Below are 22,338 nucleotides of genomic sequence, written 5' to 3'. Positions count from 1 at the left end.
TTATTGTTTAGTTAAATTTATCCAACAACTCTTTAATTCTTCTCATCGCTTCTCTCAATTCCTCTTCTGAAGCGGCATAAGAGAATCTGATACATTCCGGGCTACCAAAAGAAACACCACCTACGCAACCAACGTGAGCGTGCTCTAGAAGGAACATGGCGAAATCATCAGAATCTTTAATTTCAACTCCATCCAACGTTTTTCCGATGTAATGAGAAATATCCGGGAAGAAATAGAACGCTGCTTTTGGTAAAAGAACTTTAAATCCTGGGATTTCTTTCATCAAATCATACACAAGATCTCTTCTTACTTTGAAAGCATCAATCATGTATTTATACTCTGAAGGATCTGTATTTAAGGCTACGATAGAAGCTCTTTGAGCAACGGTATTGGCACCGCTCGTCATTTGTCCCTGAACTTTTTCACAAGCTTTTGCCAACCATTCCGGGCACGCAGAATATCCGATTCTCCAGCCTGTCATCGCAAATGCTTTAGACATTCCGTTGATTACAGCGGTTTGTTCATACACTTCCGGAAACTGTGCAATAGAAGTCGTTTTTGTCTCGTAATTGATATATTCGTAGATCTCGTCTGAGATAATAGTAACGTGAGGATATTTAGCAACAACTTTAGCGATCGATTTTAATTCGTCATAGGTATAATAACCACCAGAAGGGTTACATGGAGAACTGAAAAGGATTGCCTTAGTTTTATCAGTAATCACTTCTTCCAGTTGCTCTGCCGTTACTTTAAAATCTGTAACATAAGAAGTTGGAAGCATGACAGAATTTCCACCCATCATTTTCACCATTTCGTCATAGCTTACCCAATAAGGATTTGGAAGAATAACTTCGTCACCGTCATTCACAAGCGCTGCCAAAACATTAATAATAGACTGTTTAGCCCCGTTCGCAACACAAATTTGAGATGGCTTGTACTCTAAGTTATTGTCTCTTTTCAATTTATTTGAAATCGCTTCGCGAAGTTCTAAAAATCCGGGAACAGGAGAGTAGTGACTGTAGTTTTCGTTAATGGCATCAAAAGCAGCCTGTTTAATATTATCAGGAACATCGAAATCTGGCTCACCCAATGTTAAACTGATCACATTGATGCCTTTAGCTTTCATTTCTCTTGCTTTGTTAGACATTACGAAGGTTTGTGAGTAACCCAATCTATTTACTCTGTCTGAAAGTTTATTCATTATATATCTACTTTTTTTGCTTTTCGAACAAATATATGATAAAAACGTCAATTTTAGTATAATATTGGGTATTATTCGGGGTTGTTCAGGAAAATTCTTATTCCTATTTTTGAAAAACAACTAATAATTATTAACATCCGATGTATAAACTACTATTTTTACTTTTTGCGTCATTTTTTTCAGCTCAGAATTATCGTTTTTTGTACGAATACAAAATGAAACCTGACGTCAATAAAAAAGATTCTCTAATCATAGACTATATGAATTTAGACACCAACGGGAAAAAATCTTTTTTCTATAATGTGGTAAAATATGAGCGGGATTCTACTTATAGAAAAGATCAAAATTATGGTCAATTGCTCACTTCAAAAAAGTATGATAGAAATTTAGGCTATCTTATCGAGAAAGATTATGCTAAAAAAGCAATGAAGTTTTATGATAAATATAAAAGTGTTCAGTTGATTATTCCTGATTCTGAAATACCAAAATGGAAAATAGAAAATGAATTCACCACAATTAATACTTTAAAATGTCAAAAAGCCACAACCTTTTATAAAGGAAGAAATTGGGAAGCGTGGTTTAGCAAAGAGTACCCAATTAGTGACGGGCCTTACAAATTTACAGGTCTTCCCGGATTGATTGTTAAAATGAAAGACGCAGATGCTGATCATGAATTTAATTTAATTCAAATCAAAAAAGTAAAGAATATTTTCACTTTGGTTCCTAAAAATGGTAAATCGATTACCTCAAGTGAATATGTGAAATATCTGAAGAATGATTCCGGAAATATCAATGATAATATTGAAGCAATGAATATAAATTCTAAAAATGGAACGATGGGAGTTCATTTGAAAGACGGATATATTTCTACATTAGACCTAAATGAATTAAAAAAATCAAAAGATTTTGATGCTGCGGTGGCAAAAAAACTCCAGAGGACAAACAATCCTATTGAGAAGGAGATTGAATAAATTACAAGGCTGTCTTCGGGCAGTCTTTTTTATTTACGGATTTACAGTTTGAATAACGCTAATAAAAACTTATTTTTGCGTTTTATAATAATTCAGATGTCTACAACGTTACTACTAAAATACTTTCCCGATCTTACAGAGAAACAGATTGAGCAATTTGCAAAGCTGGAAACTTTATATAATGAATGGAATGAAAAAATTAATGTGATTTCCAGAAAAGATATGGAATCTCTGTACGAAAAGCATATTCTGCATTCATTAGGGATTGCAAAAGTGATGGAATTTGCACCGGGAACAAAGGTTTTAGACATTGGAACGGGCGGCGGATTTCCGGGAATTCCTTTGGCTATTTTATTTCCTGAAGCTCAATTTACTTTAATTGATTCTATTGGAAAGAAAATTACAGTCGTAAATGCAGTAGCTGAAGGTGTGGGATTAACCAACGTAACAGCGATTCACGGAAGAGCGGAAAAATTAAAGGAAAAATTCCATTTTGTAGTAAGTCGTGCCGTTACGCAAATGCCTGAATTTTTGAGATGGTTGAAGGGAAAGTTTGAAAAAGAACAAATTAATCCAAAACATAACGGTATTTTGTACTTAAAAGGTGGTGATTTGGCTGAAGAACTTGCCGGATTAAAATGTGAAATTTTTAATCTAAAAAGTTATTTTGATGAAGAATTTTACGATACTAAAAAAGTAGTTTATTTATCAAAAGGTAATTTTAATTCTTAATTTAACATAAATAAGGAATAATTTTTGCTAAAAGTAATTATCAAAGATTTAAAGTGTTTATATTATGAAAAAGTTTCTCAATATTGGTTTTTCTACTGTAATTTTAGGGGTAATTTTTATCTCGTGTAATGATGATGACGAAAATTATCAAACCATTAAAGCGGTAGAAAAAATAAAAATAGACAGTGTAAATATCACTCAGGATACGATGCAGGTACTTGGTGTGCAGGCTATAAAAACATTTTCGACATATACATCTATGTGTGAAGGATTTTATGGATATGATTATGTAAGCGGTGAAAATTTAACAAGAACGGTAACTTCTTATAAATATATTACAGACGGAGTTTGCAGCACAACTAATCATGCTGCGTCTGGACAAATTAATTTCAGTCCGCAGGAAGCAGGAACTTACACCTTTAAATTTTGGACTGGCGGAGATACATGGCTTACAAAAACAATTATTGTTAAACCTTAATGAGATTAAAATTTTTAGCGTTTTTACTTATTTCAGCTCAAGTTTTTTGTCAAAAAATTCCTTGGAATGAAAATCAAAAATTAGTTTGGGATAATTTTAAAAGTACGGTTAATCGTCGTGGTGGAGCAGATGTAGTTGCCTATACCAATTGCGGAATTCAATATGAAGTTGTCAAGTCTTCTGATCTGAAAGTGCCTGTGAAATTGACGATTCAAGCTGTTTTTAACGAAGAAAAATCTTGGAAAGATGCAAAACGTATTACAGATTATGTTTTGGTTCATGAGCAGAAGCACTTTGATATTGCTGAAGTTTTTGCCAGAAAACTGAGAAAGCAAGTTTCAGAAAGAGTGAGAACTTCTGGAGAATTCAATAAATATTTTCAGGCAATTTATCTCAAAACGTTAAAAGATTACCAAAATTTTCAGATCAATTACGATAAAGAAACCCAACACGGTGTAAATAAAGAAAAACAAGCACAATACAACCAAATTATTTCAGACGAATTAGAAAATTTAAACAGCTTTAAAACCTCTTGAAATTCCTCAATAAAATCATTCATGAGCTTCTCTCTCAAAACACAGATCTTTCTGCGTTCAACATTGTCTTACCCGGAAAAAGACCGATTGTTTTCATTCGAGAGATCTTAGAAAAAAATAATTATTCAGGGTTTTTACCTAATTTTTTCACCATTGAAGAACTGATTGATAAAATTGCAGATAAACAGCCTATTCAGGGGATTTCTTTATGGCTTTTCGCTTTTGATGTTTATAAAAGTCTGAATCTTATTCCCAATGATGACTTTGCCGATTTTCTAAAATGGTTTCCTACTTTACAAAAAGATTGGGATGATATTTTAAAATTTTCCGACAGCGACCAGGCGGTTCTTCAATATATGTTTGATGAAGAGCGTATTAAAGAGTGGGCGCAGGATTTGGGGGAAGATGATGATGTGCCGAGAAAAAAGTTTCTTAATTTCTGGCAGAATATGAATATTTTTCTTCCTTCGCTGAAGCAAAAACTGAACGAAAGAAATTGGGCAACTTCAGGAATGATTCACGAAACGGCAAAGGCAAGAATTGATGGTTTTGCTAAAAATACTTCTGAACAATTTGTTTTCTGTGGCTTTAATGCTTTTACACCTGTTGAGGAAAAGTTAGTGAGAAGTCTTTTGCAATATAATAAAGGTCAATGCTTTTTTCAGGCAGACCGTTATTATTTTGATGATGAAAGGCAAGAAGCTGGTAAGTTTTTAAGAAACCATAAAATGTGGAAAGAATTTACGGATACACGTGAATTTAACTGGATTGAAGATGATTTCAATCAACCTAAAAATATAAAAATATATGAAGTTTCCGGAAATATTACCCAAACGAAAATTTTACCGGAAATCTTTAAACAAATAGAAAATAAAACTTTTTCGAATACAGCATTGGTTTTGCTCGATGAGAATTTGCTTCCCGCAAGTCTCGATGTAATGCATACCGTTGAAAATTTGAATATTACAATGGGTTTTCCATTGAAAAACCTTTCTTTTTCAAATGCTGTAAAACAATTGTTCTATCTTCAGAAACAATTAGAGAAAAATAGATCTTCTTATTATTACCGAGATCTGTTTCCTATTTTGGAAGAACTTCCGAAATCAGCTGAAGATGAATTGATTATCAATGATTTTAAAACAAAAATTGAAGAAAGAAATATCGTTTATATTTCAAGAAAACTTCTTCAGGAATTGTTGGGAAAATTGTCTTATTATGATTTGTTACAAAAAGCGATTTCTACAAGTGAATATTTAGACTTATTGATAGCTTTTTGTCAGAAAATCAAATGGTTGGAGATTGATGATATTCAGTACGAAAACGTTTCACATTTTGAAAATGCTTTTAGAATTATTAAAAATCAGCTTTCGCCTTATCGTTTTGAAATAAAAATGGAAACGCTGGAAATTCTGATCAATCAGCATATTAATTCTGAAAGTATTGATTTTCAAGGGGAACCCTTGAGAGGTTTACAAATCATGGGATTGCTGGAAACGCGTCTTCTAAATTTTGAAAATGTAATTTTACTTTCTGTAAATGAAGGTAAATTACCGCTCGGAAATTCGCAGAACACGTATATTCCTTTTGACATTCGTCGATTTTTTGACCTTCATACGTTTTTGGAAAACGACAGTATTTATGCCTACCATTTTTATCGATTGATTCAGGATGCGAAGAATGTTCATCTTTTATTTAATGCGTTAAGCTCCGGAGTAAATACGGGTGAAAAAAGTAGATTTATTACCCAAATAGAAATGGAAAGTTCTCATGAGATCGAACATTTGATCATTGAAAATTCTTCCGAGCCAATTATCACACAACCGATCGAAATTTCCAAGACAAATATTGTTCTTGAACGATTGACAAAATGGAAAGAAAAAGTGTCGGCCTCACACCTTACAAGCTACCTTTATAATCCGATTGATTTTTATCTCTCAAAAATCTTAAAGACTTCTGAAACAGATGAAATTGAAGAGGAATTATCTGTAAGAAATTATGGAAATCTTGTTCATTATTCACTTCAAGAAATATATGAAGAAATAAAAGGTAAGGTATTAAAAGAAAGTGATTTACAAAATTCAATTAAAGCAATCAATAAATACATTGATATTGCTATAGAAAAGCTGAAACATCAGCCTGAATTCTATGAAAAAGGAATGAATTTTATTCATAAAGCCATCGCAAAAAAGGTTATTGAAAACATTCTTAATCATGACCTCGAACTGGTGAAAAGCGGAAACAAATTAGAGATCATTGATATTGAAAGAAAGTTTGAAAATGTAGATTTTTATCTGGATGAATCTACAAAAGATAAAGTTTCGTTTTTAGGATATATTGACAGAATTGATAAATTGAACGGAACCGTACGAATCATTGATTATAAAACGGCAAAAATTAAAAATCTTATCGTAAAAATTGATGCTGAAAATGAAGCGGAATATTTCCATAACAGCGATCGGAAACAGGCTTTGCAGTTGTGTATTTATCAGTATGTGATTCAAAGTTTACCAGAATTTTGGGGATTGCCGGTAGAAACAGGAATCTGGAGTTTTGCAGAAGCGAGAAAAGGCGTTGTATCATTACAATTTGAAAAAGGAACGATTGACAATGCCATGGAATCTGTTAAAAGTTTAATTCTGGAAATTTTAAACCCTGATATCAATTTCATAGAAAAAATTAAATCTTTTTCAAACTAAAAAAAAGCCTGATCAATATGACCAGACTTTTTTCTATATAAATATTTTCGTTTTAAAATTAAAAAGCGTTAATGCCTGTAATATCCATTCCTGTGATTAATAAGTGTACATCGTGCGTTCCTTCGTAAGTGATTACAGATTCTAGATTGGCCGCGTGGCGCATCATCGGGAATTCTCCCATAATGCCCATTCCTCCAAGGATCTGGCGTGATTCTCTTGCGATATCAATGGCCATTTTTACGTTATTTCTTTTAGCCATAGAAATTTGTGCAGGCGTTGCGGTATGAGCATTTTTAAGATTTCCTAATTGTAAGCAAAGGAGCTGAGCTTTAGTGATTTCCGTTAAAAATTCTGCTAATTTTTTCTGTTGCAACTGATAAGAACCGATTGGTTTGCCGAACTGTTTTCTTTCTTTAGAATACTGAACAGCAGTGCAATAGCAATCAATCGCTGCTCCGATTACACCCCATGAAATTCCGTATCGTGCTGAATTTAAACAAGATAATGGTCCTTTTAATCCTGTAACGCCCGGAAGAAGATTTTCTTTAGGAACTTTTACATCATTAAATACCAATTCTCCTGTTTTCGAAGCTCTTAAGCTCCATTTATTATGCGTCTCAGGAGTTGTAAAGCCCTCCATACCTCTTTCAACGATCAATCCCTGAACTTTTCCTTCTTCATTTTTAGCCCAAACCACAGCGATATGGCAAAGTGGTGAATTGGTGATCCACATTTTAGCACCATTTAAAAGATAATGGTCGCCCATATCTTTAAAATAAGTTTCCATAGATCCCGGATCTGAACCGTGATTAGGCTCTGTTAACCCAAAAGACCCGATCATTTCACCGGAAGCTAATTGTGGTAAATATTTTTTCTTCTGTTCTTCCGAACCGAACTCGTTAATAGGAAACATCACCAAAGAACTTTGCACGGAAGCGGCAGAACGTACGGCAGAATCGCCTCTTTCCAGCTCCTGCATAATCAAACCATAAGAGATTTGATCCAGCCCTGAACCTCCATACTCAACCGGAATATAAGGACCAAGCGCTCCAGCTTTCCCCAATTCTCTCATTAAATTAGGAATATCTGTATGATCTTGTGCGGCCTGATCGATCTTCGGCATTACAAAACTTTCTACCCATTCTCTGATCGATTGGCGGATAAGCTTGTGTTCTTCGGTAAGTAAAGCATCAATTCCGTAATAATCGGGGATGCTTGTAAGAGGATAATATGACATGATTTTTTGATTTGACTAAAAGTAATACTTTTCGCGATGTTTGCGAAATTTTTTTTTAAATGCTTTTATCGATTGAAAATCAGAATGTTTTAAGCTTGTTATTCAAATATAAACAGTTAAGCCTCTTCTTCGTCATTCGAAATAGGATATTGACTGGTGGAATTATGAACTTTATTTTTAAACTTATACAAATAAGGCGCTTTGTTGGCGGAACCATCATAAAGTTTTTCCAGTCGGTCTAAAATATTTAAACTTAAAATTTTTCGCTGAAAATTGTTTCTTCTGAATTTTTGTCCTAAAATGGTTTCATACAAACATTGAAGATCTTTCATGGTGAACTTTTCAGGAAGAAGATTACTCGCGGCAACCTCCGTATTGATGTTCATTCTGAGATATTCCAGCCCATCTCTTATAATTCTGTCGTGATCGAAAGCCATCTGAGGAAGATTATCAACTTCAAACCACTCACAGGTCTCATTGAAGTTGTCCGGAAAAGTATTGGTAAGGGAAAAATCGATCAAGCTGCAATAGCCCACGGTAATAAATCTCTGGAAAATCCAGTGATCTTTAGGAACTTCAATTCCTTTGTTGTTTAATAATATTTGATGAACATTATTCTCGGTTCTGTCGATTCTGCCGAATGTATGAAACTGTTTTAAGAAAATATCTTTCAAATGTGTTCTTTCATATAAAACGCGTTCGGCAGCTTCTCTTAAATCTTCATCATTAAAGACAAAACCTCCGGGAAGTGACCATAAATTAAGATCATGATACTTCAGCAGCAAAACCTTCAAAATATTGTCATGAAAACCAAATATGGTGCAGTCTACAGACACATGTGCTACAAAGTCTTTTGTATCAATAAGTTCCTGAAGGGTTTCTTTGTTTTTTTCGTTCTTGATTTTCATGGCAGTAAAAATAAAATTATTTTCTAAATATTTTTCTTAACAGTGTTAAAATATATCAAACTGATTGTAAAAAGCAGAATGACAGCGAATAAGATGTATAGTGAATAGTAGTCTAAAAGCCCTTTTCCGAACAAAATAGACATGATGATGGAACTAACCGAGCTTCCCAACGACGAGAAAATGACAATTAATGAAGTAAAAAGATTAATTTTTTCTTTATCGACCAATGCAATCATTTTGGAATTAACTACCGGGTAGAGTGGTGATAAAAATAACCCAATCACAGGAAATAAAAACAATAAGACTCCCGAATCTTTTGAGTGTAAAAACTGTATTCCTAAAATGACCCCTAAAACAATAACGATCAGTACCAAAGAGGTTTTGTAATATCTTGATAATGAAAATTTATGAATGATATTGGCGGTAATTGTTCTTCCGGTATAGGAAAATAAGGCTAAAAATGAAGTGGCCTGAAGTGCAAAAAATGAATTAACCTTTAAATGATTTTTATAAAAGGAAGGCAGCCATGAATTGAAGCTTTGCTCTACAAAAACAATACAGAATATAACCCCTAAAAATAATAAAACGGTTTTGTTAACGACTTTTAAAAGGTCTGAAATGATTCCTTTATTTTCCGTTTTTTGAGGTTCTGAGATCTGTAATCTTGAAAATAAAATAATGGTAATGAATGAAATAACTGAAATTCCTAAAAAGCCAAATTTCCAGTATTCTGAATATTCGCTGGAGATGAGCCAACCAAACCCTGTATTGACCACAAAAATCCCGATCATAAAGGAAGCTTCCACATTATTCATCGTTTTTGCTAAAGATTTTTCCTCTGAAATATTGTTACGAATAATTCCGAAAACACAAATCTTTCCCAAAGCAAAACATGTCCCGATAATGGCAAACCATAATTTGTAAAACCAAAAAACTTCAACAAAAGGTAAAATGCAGGAGCAAATCCCAACAATTGTTAATGCCAAAATCAATGATTTTTTTGTTCCGGTTTTACTGATAAAATTCACTGCAAAAAGTGAAATAAATGCAATTGGAAGATCTTTAAAAGATTCTAAAAAACCCAACTTTTCATAGGTGATTTTTGCCTCCGAAAGTTGAAGAATGATAATGCCCATGCAGTTTAGCACCATCGAAAAAATCAAGAAGGTTAACTTAAGCGGAAGGGATATTTTGGTGAGCTTGCTCGTCATTTTGGGGAAATATTTTATTGAATTTTTACGATTTTTAATGAATTATGACAACAAATTTATGCCTTTAAACCCCCAAAAATAAACGAAAAAGTAAAATATTTATTAATATAATGTTAATTATTTGAAAAAAAATATATTTTTATTGTCTCAATTTGAGAATTAAAAAACTAACTGTATATGAATGTAAGAATATCTAGAAGTTTAGGGCTTGTTGCTGTGCTCTATTTTACAGCCAATTTTAATGCCCAGAAAACTGCCAACGACACGCTTCCAAAAGAGCAAAAAATTGAGGAAGTTGTAATGATTGGTTACGGTACCCAAAAGAAGAGTAATGTAACGGGAGCAATTTCCAGCATCAAGGCTAGTGATATTGAAAATGCTCCGGTAGCAGGTAGACCAGAGCAGGTTCTTCAGGGAAGGGCAGCGGGTGTATCCGTAGTATCCAACTCTGGGCAGCCGGGTGCTGAACCTACTGTACGTGTTCGTGGTATTACCAGTTTTGGTGCCGGAAGTAATAATCCGCTTTGGGTAGTAGACGGTATTGTGGTAGATAACATCGGATGGTTGAACCAATCTGACATCGAAGGAATGGAAATTCTGAAAGATGGTGCTTCTGCTGCTATTTATGGGGTTTCTGCTGCAAAAGGAGTAATCTTGATCACTACTAAAAAAGGAGCTAAAGGAAGAATGAACCTTTCTTACAGCGGATTCTTCGGGGTAGGAAATGCTTCAAGAAAGCTTGATCTTCTGAATGCATCACAATATGCAACGATCATGAATGAAGCCAACGTAAATGACGGCCACGCTCCAACATTTGCAAATCCGAGTTCTTTGGGAACAGGAACAGACTGGCAAAAACAGATTTTCAACAGTGCCCAGAGACAGTCTCATGAATTCAGCATTAATGGGGGAAATGATAAATCTACATTCTATACTTCATTCGGATATTACGATCAGCAGGGTATCGTTTTAAGAGATATTTCAAATTATAAAAGAATTAATGCAAGATTTAATTCAACTCATAAGGTTTTCGACTTTTTAACGATTGGGCAAACTTTTGCTTACACACACGTAAAAGCACAGGGAATTAATGATAATAATGAATTTGGTGGGCCATTAAGTTCTGCTATCAACCTTGATCCGACAACTCCGCTTGTGGTGACAGATATCGCAAGCCAGCCGTTCCCGAGTGATTATACCAACAATGCGAACATTATTAGAGATCCCAACGGTAATCCTTACGGAATTTCTCACTGGGTAAGTAAAGAGATGAGCAATCCTTTGGCTTTCCAGGAAACACAGAGAGGAAGATACAGATGGTCGGATGATATTGTAGCAAATGTTTTTGGAGATTTAAAAATCAATAAACATTTAAGCTTTAAATCGAGTGTAAACGGAAAATTGTCTTACTGGGGAAATCAGGCATTTACTCCTCAATCTTATTTAAGTTCTGCTAATTCAAACAATACAAATAGCTTATTCCGAGAAATTCAGAAAAAATTTGAATGGAATACAGAAAATACACTTACCTATCAGAATAGATTTGATAAACATAATTTAAGTGTTTTATTAGGTCAGGGATATTACGAATACAACATTTCTTACGGACAGAATACAACGTACAAAAATCTTCCTACCAACGACTGGAGGGAAGCTTCTTTCAACTTTGATATTGCAGCATCTGATAAATCTTCAAACGCTTGGGACGGAAAAGAGACGCACAAAGCTTCTTATTTTGCGAGAGTTGTATATGATTATGATAACAGATACCTTTTTACAGGTACAGTGCGTAGAGATGGTTCTTCAAAGTTTGGTAAAAACAATCACTGGGGAAATTTCCCGGCAATGTCCTTGGGTTGGAATGTGTCTAATGAAAGCTTCTGGCCAGAAAATAATGTTGTAAACAGTTTTAAATTAAGAGGAGGATACGGGGTTTTAGGAAATGATGCGATTGCTGATTTTCAATATGCCAACTTCTTAGTTTCAGGAAGTAATTATACTTTCGGAGACAATATTATCCGTGTAGGTTATGCGCCAAGTACATTAGAAAATCCGGATTTGAAATGGGAAAGAACTTCTCAGTTTAACATTGCAGCAGACCTTAAGATCTTTAAAAATTTTGACTTAAGCGTAGATGTTTACAGAAAGAAAAGTACAGATATCTTAAGACAAGTGGAAGTTCCTGGATATTTAGGGTTAATAAATAATCCGTGGAGAAATATCGGGGATATGAACAATGATGGTATCGAAGTAAGCCTTGGATATAAAAAGAATTGGGGCGATTTTGGCTTGTCAGCGAATGGTAATTTCGGCTATTTAAAGAACGAAATTACACGTCTTGAAGGAGGAAAAGAGTATGTAAACTTTGCTTCTTTCCAAACTTTAGGTACAGTTTCTAGATTACAGGTTGGCCAGTCTTACGGTTCTTTCTATGGTTTCCAAAATTTAGGTGTTTTCCAAAATCAAGCGGAAATTGATGCATACAAAAATTCAAACGGAGCTTTAATTCAACCAAATGCTAAGCCTGGAGATTTCAAAAGATTAGATGCAAACGGAGATGGTAAAATTGATGAGAACGATTATATCAATCTTGGTAATTCTGTACCGAAGTATACTTTTGGTTTCACATTAAACATGAACTATAAGAATTTTGATTTGATGGTATTTGCTCAAGGACAGGCTGGAAACAAGATTTTCCAAGGTCTGAGAAGACTTGATATTCCGGAAGCTAACTATCAAACAGCAATTCTTGATCGTTGGACAGGTGAAGGTAGTACGAATACAATGGCGAGAGTAACAAAAGACGACCCAAATCAAAACTACACCAGAATGTCTGATTATTATCTTCAAAAAGGTGATTATCTGAGAATTAAACTCGTTCAGATTGGTTATACGCTTTCTAAAGATGTGGCAAAAACTATCGGAGCTTCGAAAATCAGATTTTATGTAACGGGAGAAAATCTGTTCACTTTCACAAAATACACAGGTTATGATCCGGAAATTGCAGGAGCAGATACTTTTGGTATAGACAGAGCTTTCTATCCGCAGGCAAGAACTTTCCTTTTTGGTGCTAACGTTCAATTTTAATTAAAAGAAAAATGAAAAATAAAAGATTCATATATAAAAGTGTTGCTGTTTTAATGCTTGCCGGAGTTGGTTTCGGAGCAATATCTTGTAATGACAGTAATCTCGAAGATGTAAAAAATACAGGAACCTTTGATTCCAACAATTATTTCCAAAATGAAGAGCAGTCTTACTCTGGTTTGGTTGCTACTTATGATATGCTGAGAAAATATTCAGGAGGATTTGAAAATATGGTAACATTTTTCAATGGCGCTTCAGATGATTTTTATTCAGGAGGAGGAAATTCTTCAGACGGCGCTGGTATTCAGGGCTTTTCAAATTATTCAATAAATCCTGTTATCATGCCTGCGAGCTATTGGAAGGATTATTATCAGGGAATTGCTAAAGCCAATTTATTATTAGACAGAATTCCTGCTGCCAATATGAATGATCAGACAAGAAACAGATTCATTGCAGAAGCAAAAGTATTGAGATCATTATATTATTTTGAATTGCTACGAACGTTCAAAAATATTCCTTTGATTCTAAAGCCTATTTTAGTTTCGGATGATTATTATAACATTCCTCAGGCAAAACCAGAAGATGTTTATACTCAGATCGAAGGTGATATTTTAGCTTCGATCAATGATCTTCCAGCAACTATCAATTCTGCGAATAAAGGTGAAATTGGAAGAATTACCCAAGGTTCAGCACGTGCTATTTTAGGTAAAATTTATTTATATGATAAAAAATACAGTCAGGCTGCAGACCAGTTTCAGATGGTGAACGGTACTCCGGGAGGAACCAGCCAATACGGTTATCATTTATTAGATAAGTTTGAAGATTTGTGGAAGGTTGATACCAAATTCAGCACAGAATCTATTTTGGAAGTAATGCACACCAACGCAAGTAATGCAGACTGGGGCTTTTGGGGAACAGGAAAAGATGAAGGAAATTCTATTAACCAAATGGTCGCTATTATTTCTTATGGTAAAGTAACATTGCCAGATAATGCAGTAAATGATGCACCAAGTATCCATAAAGGATGGGGATTCAACCCTGTAACTAATGATTTATTTAATTTCATGCAGGGAGATCCCCGTTTGAATGCTACGATTTTCAATGCTAAAGCATTAGTGCAGGAAGGAAAAGTAACCTATTCTCCTGGATTTAGAGATACAGGATATTTCTTAAATAAATATTTACCAAGAACTACCGATGAGACTACTTTACCAGGAGCAGTAGAACTGAATTTCCGTCAGAATTATATAGCAATCAGATTAGCGGATACGTATTTAATGGAAGCAGAAGCATTGGGCGGTTCAGGAGCAAGAGCTCAGGCATTATTAGATGCAGTAAGAGCAAGAGTAGGATTGGCTTCGGTTCCGGTTTCTATGCAGGCAATTAAAGACGAAAGAAGAAGAGAGCTGGCAGGTGAAGGGCACAGATGGTTCGACTTGGTAAGATGGGGGGATGCTCCGGCAAAATTAGGTGCAAGAGGATTTACTGCAGGTAAAAATGAAATTTTACCAATTCCTTTTAATGAACTGACAAACACTGCCTTGAAACAAAATCCAAATTACTAATAATTAAAACTTAAACATGATAACTAAATATATTAACAAAGGCTTATTATTAAGTTCTGCAGTTCTTTTCCTAGCAAGTTGCTCTCCGGATAATCTTGAAGTTGAAGGAAACGGTCTTACTCAACCTGCTGTAGATGCTTCTTTTACTGTAACCAAAACAAGCGAAAACAGGTATCACTTAAAAGCCGTAAATGATAATTATGTAAACTTTATTAATTCTCAATGGAATATTGATTATGATGGGTTTAATAATGGAAAGAATGAATTAGATATTTTTTTGCCAGACGCAGGAACCTATGTTGTTCAGCGTAATACGGTAGGTATTGGTGGCCAGGTTGGTGGTACAGCAAGTCAGACTATTGTTGTGCCTACTTCAGATCCAGTTGCTGGAAATATTATTCAGGGAGGAAGATTTGATACTCCCGCTGAAGTGGCAAAATGGACAATACATCCTATTAGCCCGACGAAGGCACAATGGGTATTTAGTAATGACGGAAATGGCAATGGTTATGCCACTATTGTTGCTGCAGAAGGAAGTCAGCAAGCTTTTTATCAAGCGGTACATGTTGAAGCAGGACAAAAATACTCTATCGATATGGTAGCCTCTTCAGCAACAGCTTTAGAAGATGCATGGTTTGAAGTTTATATGTTAGACAGTGTGCCAGCGCCAGGAAGTGATGTAAGTGGTACGGTTTACAGAAACATTAATACTTGGGATGGTTGTGGTAAAGCGGCATTCGGAGGAAAAGTTTCAAGTGTAGGTTGTAATAGTGACAAAAATAAAGGTATTTATACTGCAACAACTACAGGAACAGTCTACTTATTTATTAAATGTGGAGGCAAAAAGGTAAGCAGCCTTAGCGTTGACAAAGTTGAACTAAGAAAAACTACTTAACCTTCACAAACAAAATGATATGATTTCACATTCATATAGTTTCGTACTTAGAAGTGCTGCACTTTGCGGTGTAGCGCTTCTTTCTTTTTTAAACTGCAGCAGCACCTCTTCAGATCTTGCCAATAATGATAATTCCGGAAACGGAAATTCTACAGGCGATCCGGTAAATGTTTGGCTTACAAAAGGAGACCAGTCGATAAAACTACAACAACAAAACACAGTTTATTTCTCATCAGCTATCAATAATTATTCAACTATTGAAATTGATCCTTCCCAGGTTTTCCAGACAATCGATGGTTTTGGATATACCTTAACGGGGGGAAGTGTAGAAGTAATCAACCAATTAAGTGCTGCCAAAAAACAGGAATTACTGAATGATCTTTTCAGCAGTTCAGGAATTGGGGTAAATTATTTAAGAATAAGCATCGGTGCTTCAGACTTGAACAGCGAAGTTTTCACTTATGATGATATTCCGGCAGGGCAAACAGATCCTATGCTTGCACAATTTAGTTTAACTAAAGATCAGGCTTTGATTCAAATGCTAAAGGATATTTTAGTAATTAATCCTAATATTAAAATTCTTGCCACCCCTTGGTCTGCGCCGGTTTGGATGAAAGACAACGGAAACAGTAAAGGAGGAAGTCTAAAACCTGAATATTACGGAGTATACGCTCAATATTTTGTAAAATATATTCAGGCGATGAAAGCACGAGGGATTAAAATTGATGCCGTTACGCCACAAAATGAGCCCTTACATCCCGGAAATAATCCAAGTATGTACATGACGGCAGGAAATCAGGCTACTTTTATTAAAAATAATTTAGGTCCCGCGTTTCAGGCAGCCAATATCACCGCTAAAATTATTGCTTACGATCACAATTGTGACGATCCGACGTATCCTTTGGCTATTTTAAATGATCCTGCGGCAAATCCTTATGTTGATGGATCAGCATTTCATTTATACGCGGGAGATATTTCGGCTTTGAGCACGGTTCACAATTTATTTCCATCTAAAAATGTATACTTTACAGAGCAGTGGACAAGCTCTACGGGAGGTTTTTCAGGAGATTTAGATTGGCATATAAAAAATGTCATCATCGGATCCATGAGAAACTGGAGCAAAACAGCACTAGAATGGAATGTTGCAAACAACGCATCCTTCGGACCTCATACGCCAGGCGGTTGTACACAGTGTAAAGGGGCAATTACGGTGAATGGAGCTTCTGATTACGAAAAAAATGTTGCTTATTATATTATTGCCCATGCTTCAAAATTTGTTCCTGCAAATTCTCAGAGAATTGCGTCTACACAAGGCGGAAATCTTTCAACCGTTGCTTTCAAAACTCCTGAAGGAAAAACGGTTTTAATCGTTCAGAATAGCAATACTACAGACAAATCATTTAATATTAAATACGATCAGAAAACAGCTCCAGTAACGATTTCAGGAAGCTCTACCGCAACCTACGTATTTTAAATTAAAGAGTCTTACATTAAATAATTTTATTAAAAATCTTTGTGATCTTATTTAAGTGAAACGCCTTTGCGAACTTAAAATTAACAGAGTATTTTAAAAAAAAACTTTGTGAACTTTGCGTTAAAATTAATTAGCTAAACAAATTATTAAAGTAAAAATGAAAAGAGTTTATTTCTTATTAGCAATTACAGCATTTGGGATGAATGCATTCGGACAAAAAACAATAGATCAGAAAGTTTCTGAACTATTGTCGAAAATGACGTTAGAAGAAAAAGTAGGGCAGTTGGTTCAATACAGTGGTTTTGAATATGCAACAGGTCCTAAAAATTCCAATTCTGCAAATGTTTTAAATGAAATAAAACAAGGTAAAGTCGGTTCCATGCTGAATGTAGCGGGAGCAGAGGAAACAAGAAAATTTCAGGAATTAGCTTTAAAATCTAGGCTGAGAATTCCTTTGTTGTTCGGTCAGGACGTGATTCATGGTTACAGAACAACATTTCCCGTGAATTTAGGTCAGGCTGCAAGTTGGGATTTAAAATTAATTGAAAAATCAGAAAGAATTGCAGCAACAGAAGCTTCAGCGTACGGAATTCACTGGACATTTGCACCGATGGTCGATGTTGCGAGAGATCCGAGATGGGGAAGAGTAATGGAAGGTTCTGGTGAAGATACGTATTTGGGCACGCAGATTGGCTTGGCAAGAATCAAAGGTTTTCAGGGAAAAGGTCTCGGAAATCTGGATGCAATTATGGCTTGTGCAAAACATTTCGCAGCATACGGAGCGGCTGTTGGCGGAAGAGATTACAATTCCGTCGATATGAGTTTAAGACAATTAAACGAAACGTATTTACCTCCTTTCAAAGCGGCTGCAGAAGCTGGAGTTGCGACTTTTATGAACTCTTTTAACGATATTAATGGGATTCCGGCGACGGCAAACCAATACATTTTAAGAGATTTATTAAAAGGAAAATGGAACTACCAGGGTTTTGTGGTTTCGGATTGGGGAAGTATCGGCGAAATGGTTCCTCACGGTTATGCCAAAGACAATAAAGAAGCGGCGGAAAGGGCCATCAATGCAGGAAGCGACATGGATATGGAAAGCCGTGCTTACATGGCTGAACTTCCAAAATTGGTTCAGGAAGGAAAGGTTGATCCCAAGTTTATTGATGATGCGGCAAGAAGAATTTTGGTTAAAAAATTTGAAATGGGATTATTCGATGATCCTTATAGATTTAGCAACGAAAAGAGACAGAAAGAGCAGTTAAACAATCAGGAAAACAGAAAATTCGGAAGAGAATTTGGTTCAAAATCTATTGTTTTGCTTAAAAATCAAAAGAATATCTTACCTCTTTCAAGATCGACGAAAACGGTTGCTTTAATTGGCCCTTTCGGAAAAGAAACTTCTGCCAATCACGGATTCTGGTCGATTGCATTTAAAGATGATAATCAAAGAATCATTACTCAATTTGACGGAATTAAAAATCAATTAGATAAAAACTCAACATTGTTGTACGCAAAAGGTGCAAATGTTGATGATCAGGATAAATCTATGTTTGCAGAAGCAGTGGAAACAGCTAAAAAAGCAGTCGTTGTGATCATGACTTTAGGCGAAGGTTCAGCAATAAGCGGTGAAGCGAAAAGCAGAAGCAATCTACATTTTACAGGTGTTCAGGAAGATTTATTGAAAGAAATTGCTAAGACAGGAAAACCGATTGTCTTAATGATCAATGCAGGCAGACCTTTGGTTTTTGATTGGGCAGCAGACCATATTCCGACGATCGTCTACACTTGGTGGTTGGGAACGGAAGCAGGAAATTCTATCGCGGATGTTCTTTTCGGAACGGTAAATCCTGGCGGGAAACTTCCAATGACTTTCCCTAGAAATGAAGGGCAAATCCCTGTTTATTACAATCATTACAACACGGGAAGACCAGCAAAAAATAATACCGACAGAAACTACGTTTCGGCTTACATCGATTTGGATAATGACCCGAAATTTCCGTTTGGCTATGGTTTAAGTTATACTCAATTTAAATATTCTGATATGAATTTAAGCTCAACAAATCTTAAAGGAAATCAAAGTTTAAATATTAGTGTAAATGTTACCAACATCGGAAATTATGATGGGGAAGAAGTGGTACAATTGTATATCAGAGATCTTTTCGGAAAAGTGGTGAGACCTGTAAAAGAATTGAAAGGTTTTGAAAAAGTTTTCATTAAAAAAGGTGAAACGAAAACAATCAATTTCACTTTAACTCCTGAAAATCTGAAATTTTATGATGATAATCTGAATTATGACTGGGAAGCGGGAGATTTCGACATCATGGTGGGAACCGATTCTCAAAATGTTCAGACAAAAAGAATTAACTGGTCAAAATAAATATAAGTTTTTACAGTCAGGAGCGGGATAATACCCGCTTTTGGCGGCAGAAGACATTAATTTTTATATAAAATCAAGTATGGTAATTGTCATTTTGAAAGAATCTGAATAAACTTTGTAGAGATGCTTTCAGCGTGACAAATTTTGAGAATAAAAGAATAATTCATTTTGATCATAATTAAATTTTAGACGCAAAGATTTATTTAAAGAAATCTTGATTTTAAGGAGGCAAAGAATAATCAACAAAGTTGATTTGATGAAGCTAACGTTTAAATAATGCTTCATCAGCTACTTGTCGCCACCTTTGCTCACTAAATGTTTTGTTTAATTAAAATAAATCTTTGCGTTAAATATAAAACTAACACTGTAAACTTTGAAAATAAAATTTCAGCATATTTTTAATTTAATCGTAGGAGGAACTTTAGTTTTTTCATCATTACATTGTGTTTCAAACAAACCCGATTCCAGCAGAAAATTGATTTGGAATGATGAATTTAACGGAAAAGGACTGCCGGATGCTACAAAATGGAATTATGATGTGGGCGGCGACGGTTATGGGAATGACGAATCTCAGTTTTACACAAAAAACCGCTTAGAAAATGCGAGAATTGAGAATGGAAAGCTTATTATTGAAGCCCGAAAAGAAAATTGGGAAAAGAATAAGTATACATCGGCAAGATTATTAACGAAAGGAAAGTTCTCCTTTCAATACGGAACCATTGAAGTAAGGGCGAAACTTCCTAAAGGTCGTGGTACATGGCCTGCTATCTGGATGATGAGCGAAAATATGAAGAAATGGCCGGATGATGGCGAACTGGATATTATGGAGCATGTAGGGTTTAATCAGGGGTATATTCACGCTTCGGTGCATACCCAAAAATATAATCACAAAATCGGAACTCAGAAAACAGATACGCTCATGGTAAAAGATGTAAGCGAAAAGTTTCATGTATATAAAGCAGACTGGACACCTGAAAAAATTGACGTGTATATCGACGATCAAAAATTTTTCACTTACGAAAATAAAGAGAAAACGTATGAAGCGTGGCCTTTTGATCAGCCTTATTTTATCATCCTAAATCTTGCCGTTGGTGGATTTTGGGGCGGAAAAGAGGGGATTGATGATCGTATTTTTCCACAAAAATATGAAATCGATTATGTAAGGGTTTATCAGAACAAATAAAATTTTAACACTTTGAAAAGAGTAGTGGCTAATATAGTAAAGAAAGGAAATTATGAAGAAATTAATCGTAAGTTGTTTTGTTATTGGACTGGCTTTTAATGCCAATGCACAAAACTACTGGAAAAAAAACACAGGAAAAACAGCAAAAATTTTTCTTACCAATTCTAAAACCAACGAAAAAATGGTGGATAAAGGAACGGTAAAGTTTGAAAAATTTGGTCAGCCTAAAGAAACCGATGCCTGCATTTTTGTAGATCCGGATTTTAAATATCAAAAGCTGATCGGAATTGGAGGCGCCATTACAGATGCCTCAGCAGAAACTTTTTACAAAATGCCGAAAGCTAAGCAAAAGGAAATTCTGGAAGCTTATTACGGTAAAAACGGGCTGGGATACACGGTGGTGCGTACCAATATGAATTCTTGCGATTTTTCAAGCGATTCTTACACGTATGTTCAGGAAAATGATAATTCTTTAAAGTCATTTAATGTAGCTCATGATGAGAAATATAAAATCCCTATGATTAAAGCGGCTCAAAATGCAATCGGAAAAGATTTTACATTTTATTTTTCTCCGTGGAGTCCGCCAGCATGGATGAAATCGAATAAAAGTATGCTGAAAGGTGGAAGATTAGAAAATGTTTTCTATCAGACATGGGCCGATTATTATGTTAAATTCATCAAAGAATACGAAAAAAGAGGAATTAATGTTTGGGGATTAACCGTTCAGAACGAGCCAATGGCTACACAAACCTGGGAATCATGTATTTATACGGCGGATGAAGAAGGCGATTTCTTAAGGAATAATTTAGGCCCGACACTTTGGAAAAATGGTTATAAAGACAAAAAAGTAATGATTTGGGATCATAATCGTGACCTGATTTATCAAAGAGCAACCACAACGCTCAGCGATCCTGAAACTTCAAAATATGCTGCCGGAATTGGTTATCACTGGTATGAAACGTGGAATAATAAAACGCAGCTTTTTGACAATTTAGCAGAAACTCAAAGAGCTTTTCCTGATAAATTTTTAGCATTTACGGAAGGTTGTAAAGAACAATTTGATCTGACTAAAATTTACGATGTAAAGTTAGGCGAATTGTACGGCAGAAATATGATCAACGATTTTAATAAAGGAACTGCACTTTGGACAGACTGGAATGTACTTCTGGATGAAACCGGCGGTCCGAACCATGTTGGGAATTTCTGTTTTGCACCAATTATTGCAGACACAAAAACCGGAGAAGTTCATTATACTTATGAATATTATTATGTAGGTCACGTTTCAAAATTCATTAAGCCCAATGCTCAGCGAATCGGAAGTTCTTCCAACAGAATCGCTTTAACATCTACAACATTTATGAATGAAAACGGACAATTGGTTACCGTTATTATGAATGATACAGATGATGATATTGATACAAATCTGTGGATTGAAGGCATGTCTGCTAAATTATCTGCACCGGCACATTCTATACAGACCGTAATTTTATAAAAACTTCATATTAATATATTTTATTCGAAAATCAGCGATATTTTTTGTATCGCTGATTTATTTTAAATGATTATAAAAAGTCCTATAATTTATATTATGTTAAATTGTATATTGTGTTTGATTTTATTCATATTCATAAGGTATTTAAATTTAATATATTGAAAAAATGACATTTTAAGCCTCTCTGAAAAAGGTCTTCAAAAAACTATAATCAAATAGAAGCCCTGATAACCAGGGCTTTTAATGTATGCCTTTTTACAATTTATATAATAAAAATTTTAAAATTCTTCTGTCT

Annotated in this window: 16 protein-coding genes; 12 read left to right on the top strand and 4 right to left on the bottom strand. The window is 34.9% G+C overall.

The genetic code is table 11. The features are described from left to right. Positions 1 to 7 precede the first annotated feature (7 nt). Positions 8 to 1,201, bottom strand: coding sequence for a pyridoxal phosphate-dependent aminotransferase (locus tag OXQ85_RS07075; RefSeq protein WP_267403127.1), 1,194 nt, complete (start codon positions 1,199 to 1,201; stop codon positions 8 to 10). A 140-nt stretch (positions 1,202 to 1,341) separates the two neighbouring features. On the opposite strand from OXQ85_RS07075, the gene OXQ85_RS07070 reads away from it, so the two are divergent. The 5 genes from OXQ85_RS07070 (at position 1,342) to OXQ85_RS07050 (ending at position 6,614) form a co-directional block, all read left to right on the top strand. Further along, entirely contained in the window at positions 1,342 to 2,172 is an 831-nt protein-coding gene (locus tag OXQ85_RS07070; RefSeq protein WP_267403126.1) for a GLPGLI family protein, read from the top strand. Positions 2,173 to 2,268: 96 nt separating this feature from the next. Continuing rightward, positions 2,269 to 2,904, top strand: a complete 636-nt coding sequence (gene rsmG, locus OXQ85_RS07065; RefSeq protein ID WP_267403125.1) for a 16S rRNA (guanine(527)-N(7))-methyltransferase RsmG — start codon at positions 2,269 to 2,271, stop codon at positions 2,902 to 2,904. 64 nt (positions 2,905 to 2,968) lie between these two features. Further along, positions 2,969 to 3,382 carry a hypothetical protein gene (locus OXQ85_RS07060; protein ID WP_267403124.1) on the top strand — a complete coding sequence of 138 codons (414 nt, stop codon included), beginning with the start codon at positions 2,969 to 2,971 and terminating at the stop codon, positions 3,380 to 3,382. Next, entirely contained in the window at positions 3,382 to 3,918 is a 537-nt protein-coding gene (locus OXQ85_RS07055; RefSeq protein ID WP_267403123.1) for a DUF922 domain-containing protein, read from the top strand. Before OXQ85_RS07060 ends, OXQ85_RS07055 begins: the two co-directional genes overlap by 1 nt. Beyond that, positions 3,915 to 6,614, top strand: coding sequence for a PD-(D/E)XK nuclease family protein (locus OXQ85_RS07050; protein WP_267403122.1), 2,700 nt, complete (start codon positions 3,915 to 3,917; stop codon positions 6,612 to 6,614). The genes OXQ85_RS07055 and OXQ85_RS07050 overlap by 4 nt, the downstream gene beginning before the upstream one ends. 58 nt (positions 6,615 to 6,672) lie before the next feature. On the opposite strand, the gene OXQ85_RS07045 is transcribed toward OXQ85_RS07050, so the two are convergent. The 3 genes from OXQ85_RS07045 to OXQ85_RS07035 form a co-directional block, all read right to left on the bottom strand. Further along, positions 6,673 to 7,851 (bottom strand): acyl-CoA dehydrogenase family protein, encoded by a 1,179-nt coding sequence (locus tag OXQ85_RS07045; protein WP_267403121.1) that lies wholly within the window; start codon positions 7,849 to 7,851, stop codon positions 6,673 to 6,675. Between the two features lie 116 nt (positions 7,852 to 7,967). Next, positions 7,968 to 8,759: an NUDIX domain-containing protein gene (locus tag OXQ85_RS07040; RefSeq protein ID WP_267403120.1), complete on the bottom strand. Its 792-nt coding sequence runs from the start codon at positions 8,757 to 8,759 to the stop codon at positions 7,968 to 7,970. A gap of 23 nt (positions 8,760 to 8,782) precedes the next feature. After that, positions 8,783 to 9,970, bottom strand: coding sequence for an MFS transporter (locus OXQ85_RS07035; RefSeq protein ID WP_267403119.1), 1,188 nt, complete (start codon positions 9,968 to 9,970; stop codon positions 8,783 to 8,785). Positions 9,971 to 10,147: 177 nt separating this feature from the next. Between OXQ85_RS07035 and OXQ85_RS07030 the strand changes: the two genes are divergently transcribed. The 7 genes from OXQ85_RS07030 to OXQ85_RS07000 all read left to right on the top strand — a co-directional run bounded on the left by OXQ85_RS07030 (position 10,148) and on the right by OXQ85_RS07000 (position 22,043). After that, positions 10,148 to 13,057, top strand: a complete 2,910-nt coding sequence (locus OXQ85_RS07030) for a TonB-dependent receptor (RefSeq protein WP_267403118.1) — start codon at positions 10,148 to 10,150, stop codon at positions 13,055 to 13,057. 11 nt (positions 13,058 to 13,068) lie between these two features. Continuing rightward, on the top strand, positions 13,069 to 14,619 hold the full coding sequence (locus OXQ85_RS07025) for a RagB/SusD family nutrient uptake outer membrane protein (RefSeq protein ID WP_267403117.1): 1,551 nt from the start codon (positions 13,069 to 13,071) through the stop codon (positions 14,617 to 14,619). Between the two features lie 16 nt (positions 14,620 to 14,635). Further along, entirely contained in the window at positions 14,636 to 15,514 is an 879-nt protein-coding gene (locus OXQ85_RS07020) for a hypothetical protein (protein WP_267403116.1), read from the top strand. 19 nt (positions 15,515 to 15,533) lie between these two features. Then, positions 15,534 to 16,988 (top strand): glycoside hydrolase family 30 beta sandwich domain-containing protein, encoded by a 1,455-nt coding sequence (locus OXQ85_RS07015; protein WP_267403115.1) that lies wholly within the window; start codon positions 15,534 to 15,536, stop codon positions 16,986 to 16,988. Positions 16,989 to 17,145: 157 nt separating this feature from the next. Continuing rightward, positions 17,146 to 19,368 (top strand): beta-glucosidase BglX, encoded by a 2,223-nt coding sequence (gene bglX, locus OXQ85_RS07010; RefSeq protein ID WP_267403114.1) that lies wholly within the window; start codon positions 17,146 to 17,148, stop codon positions 19,366 to 19,368. Positions 19,369 to 19,741: 373 nt separating this feature from the next. Further along, positions 19,742 to 20,551, top strand: coding sequence for a glycoside hydrolase family 16 protein (locus tag OXQ85_RS07005; protein WP_267403113.1), 810 nt, complete (start codon positions 19,742 to 19,744; stop codon positions 20,549 to 20,551). Positions 20,552 to 20,603: 52 nt separating this feature from the next. Further along, positions 20,604 to 22,043: a glycoside hydrolase family 30 beta sandwich domain-containing protein gene (locus OXQ85_RS07000; protein WP_267403112.1), complete on the top strand. Its 1,440-nt coding sequence runs from the start codon at positions 20,604 to 20,606 to the stop codon at positions 22,041 to 22,043. Positions 22,044 to 22,338: the final 295 nt, after the last annotated feature.

Origin of the sequence: Chryseobacterium sp. GM_Chr_2 (assembly GCF_026540445.1) — a bacterium.
GTDB lineage: Bacteria > Bacteroidota > Bacteroidia > Flavobacteriales > Weeksellaceae > Chryseobacterium.
This window is presented reverse-complemented; position numbering and strand designations above follow the sequence as displayed.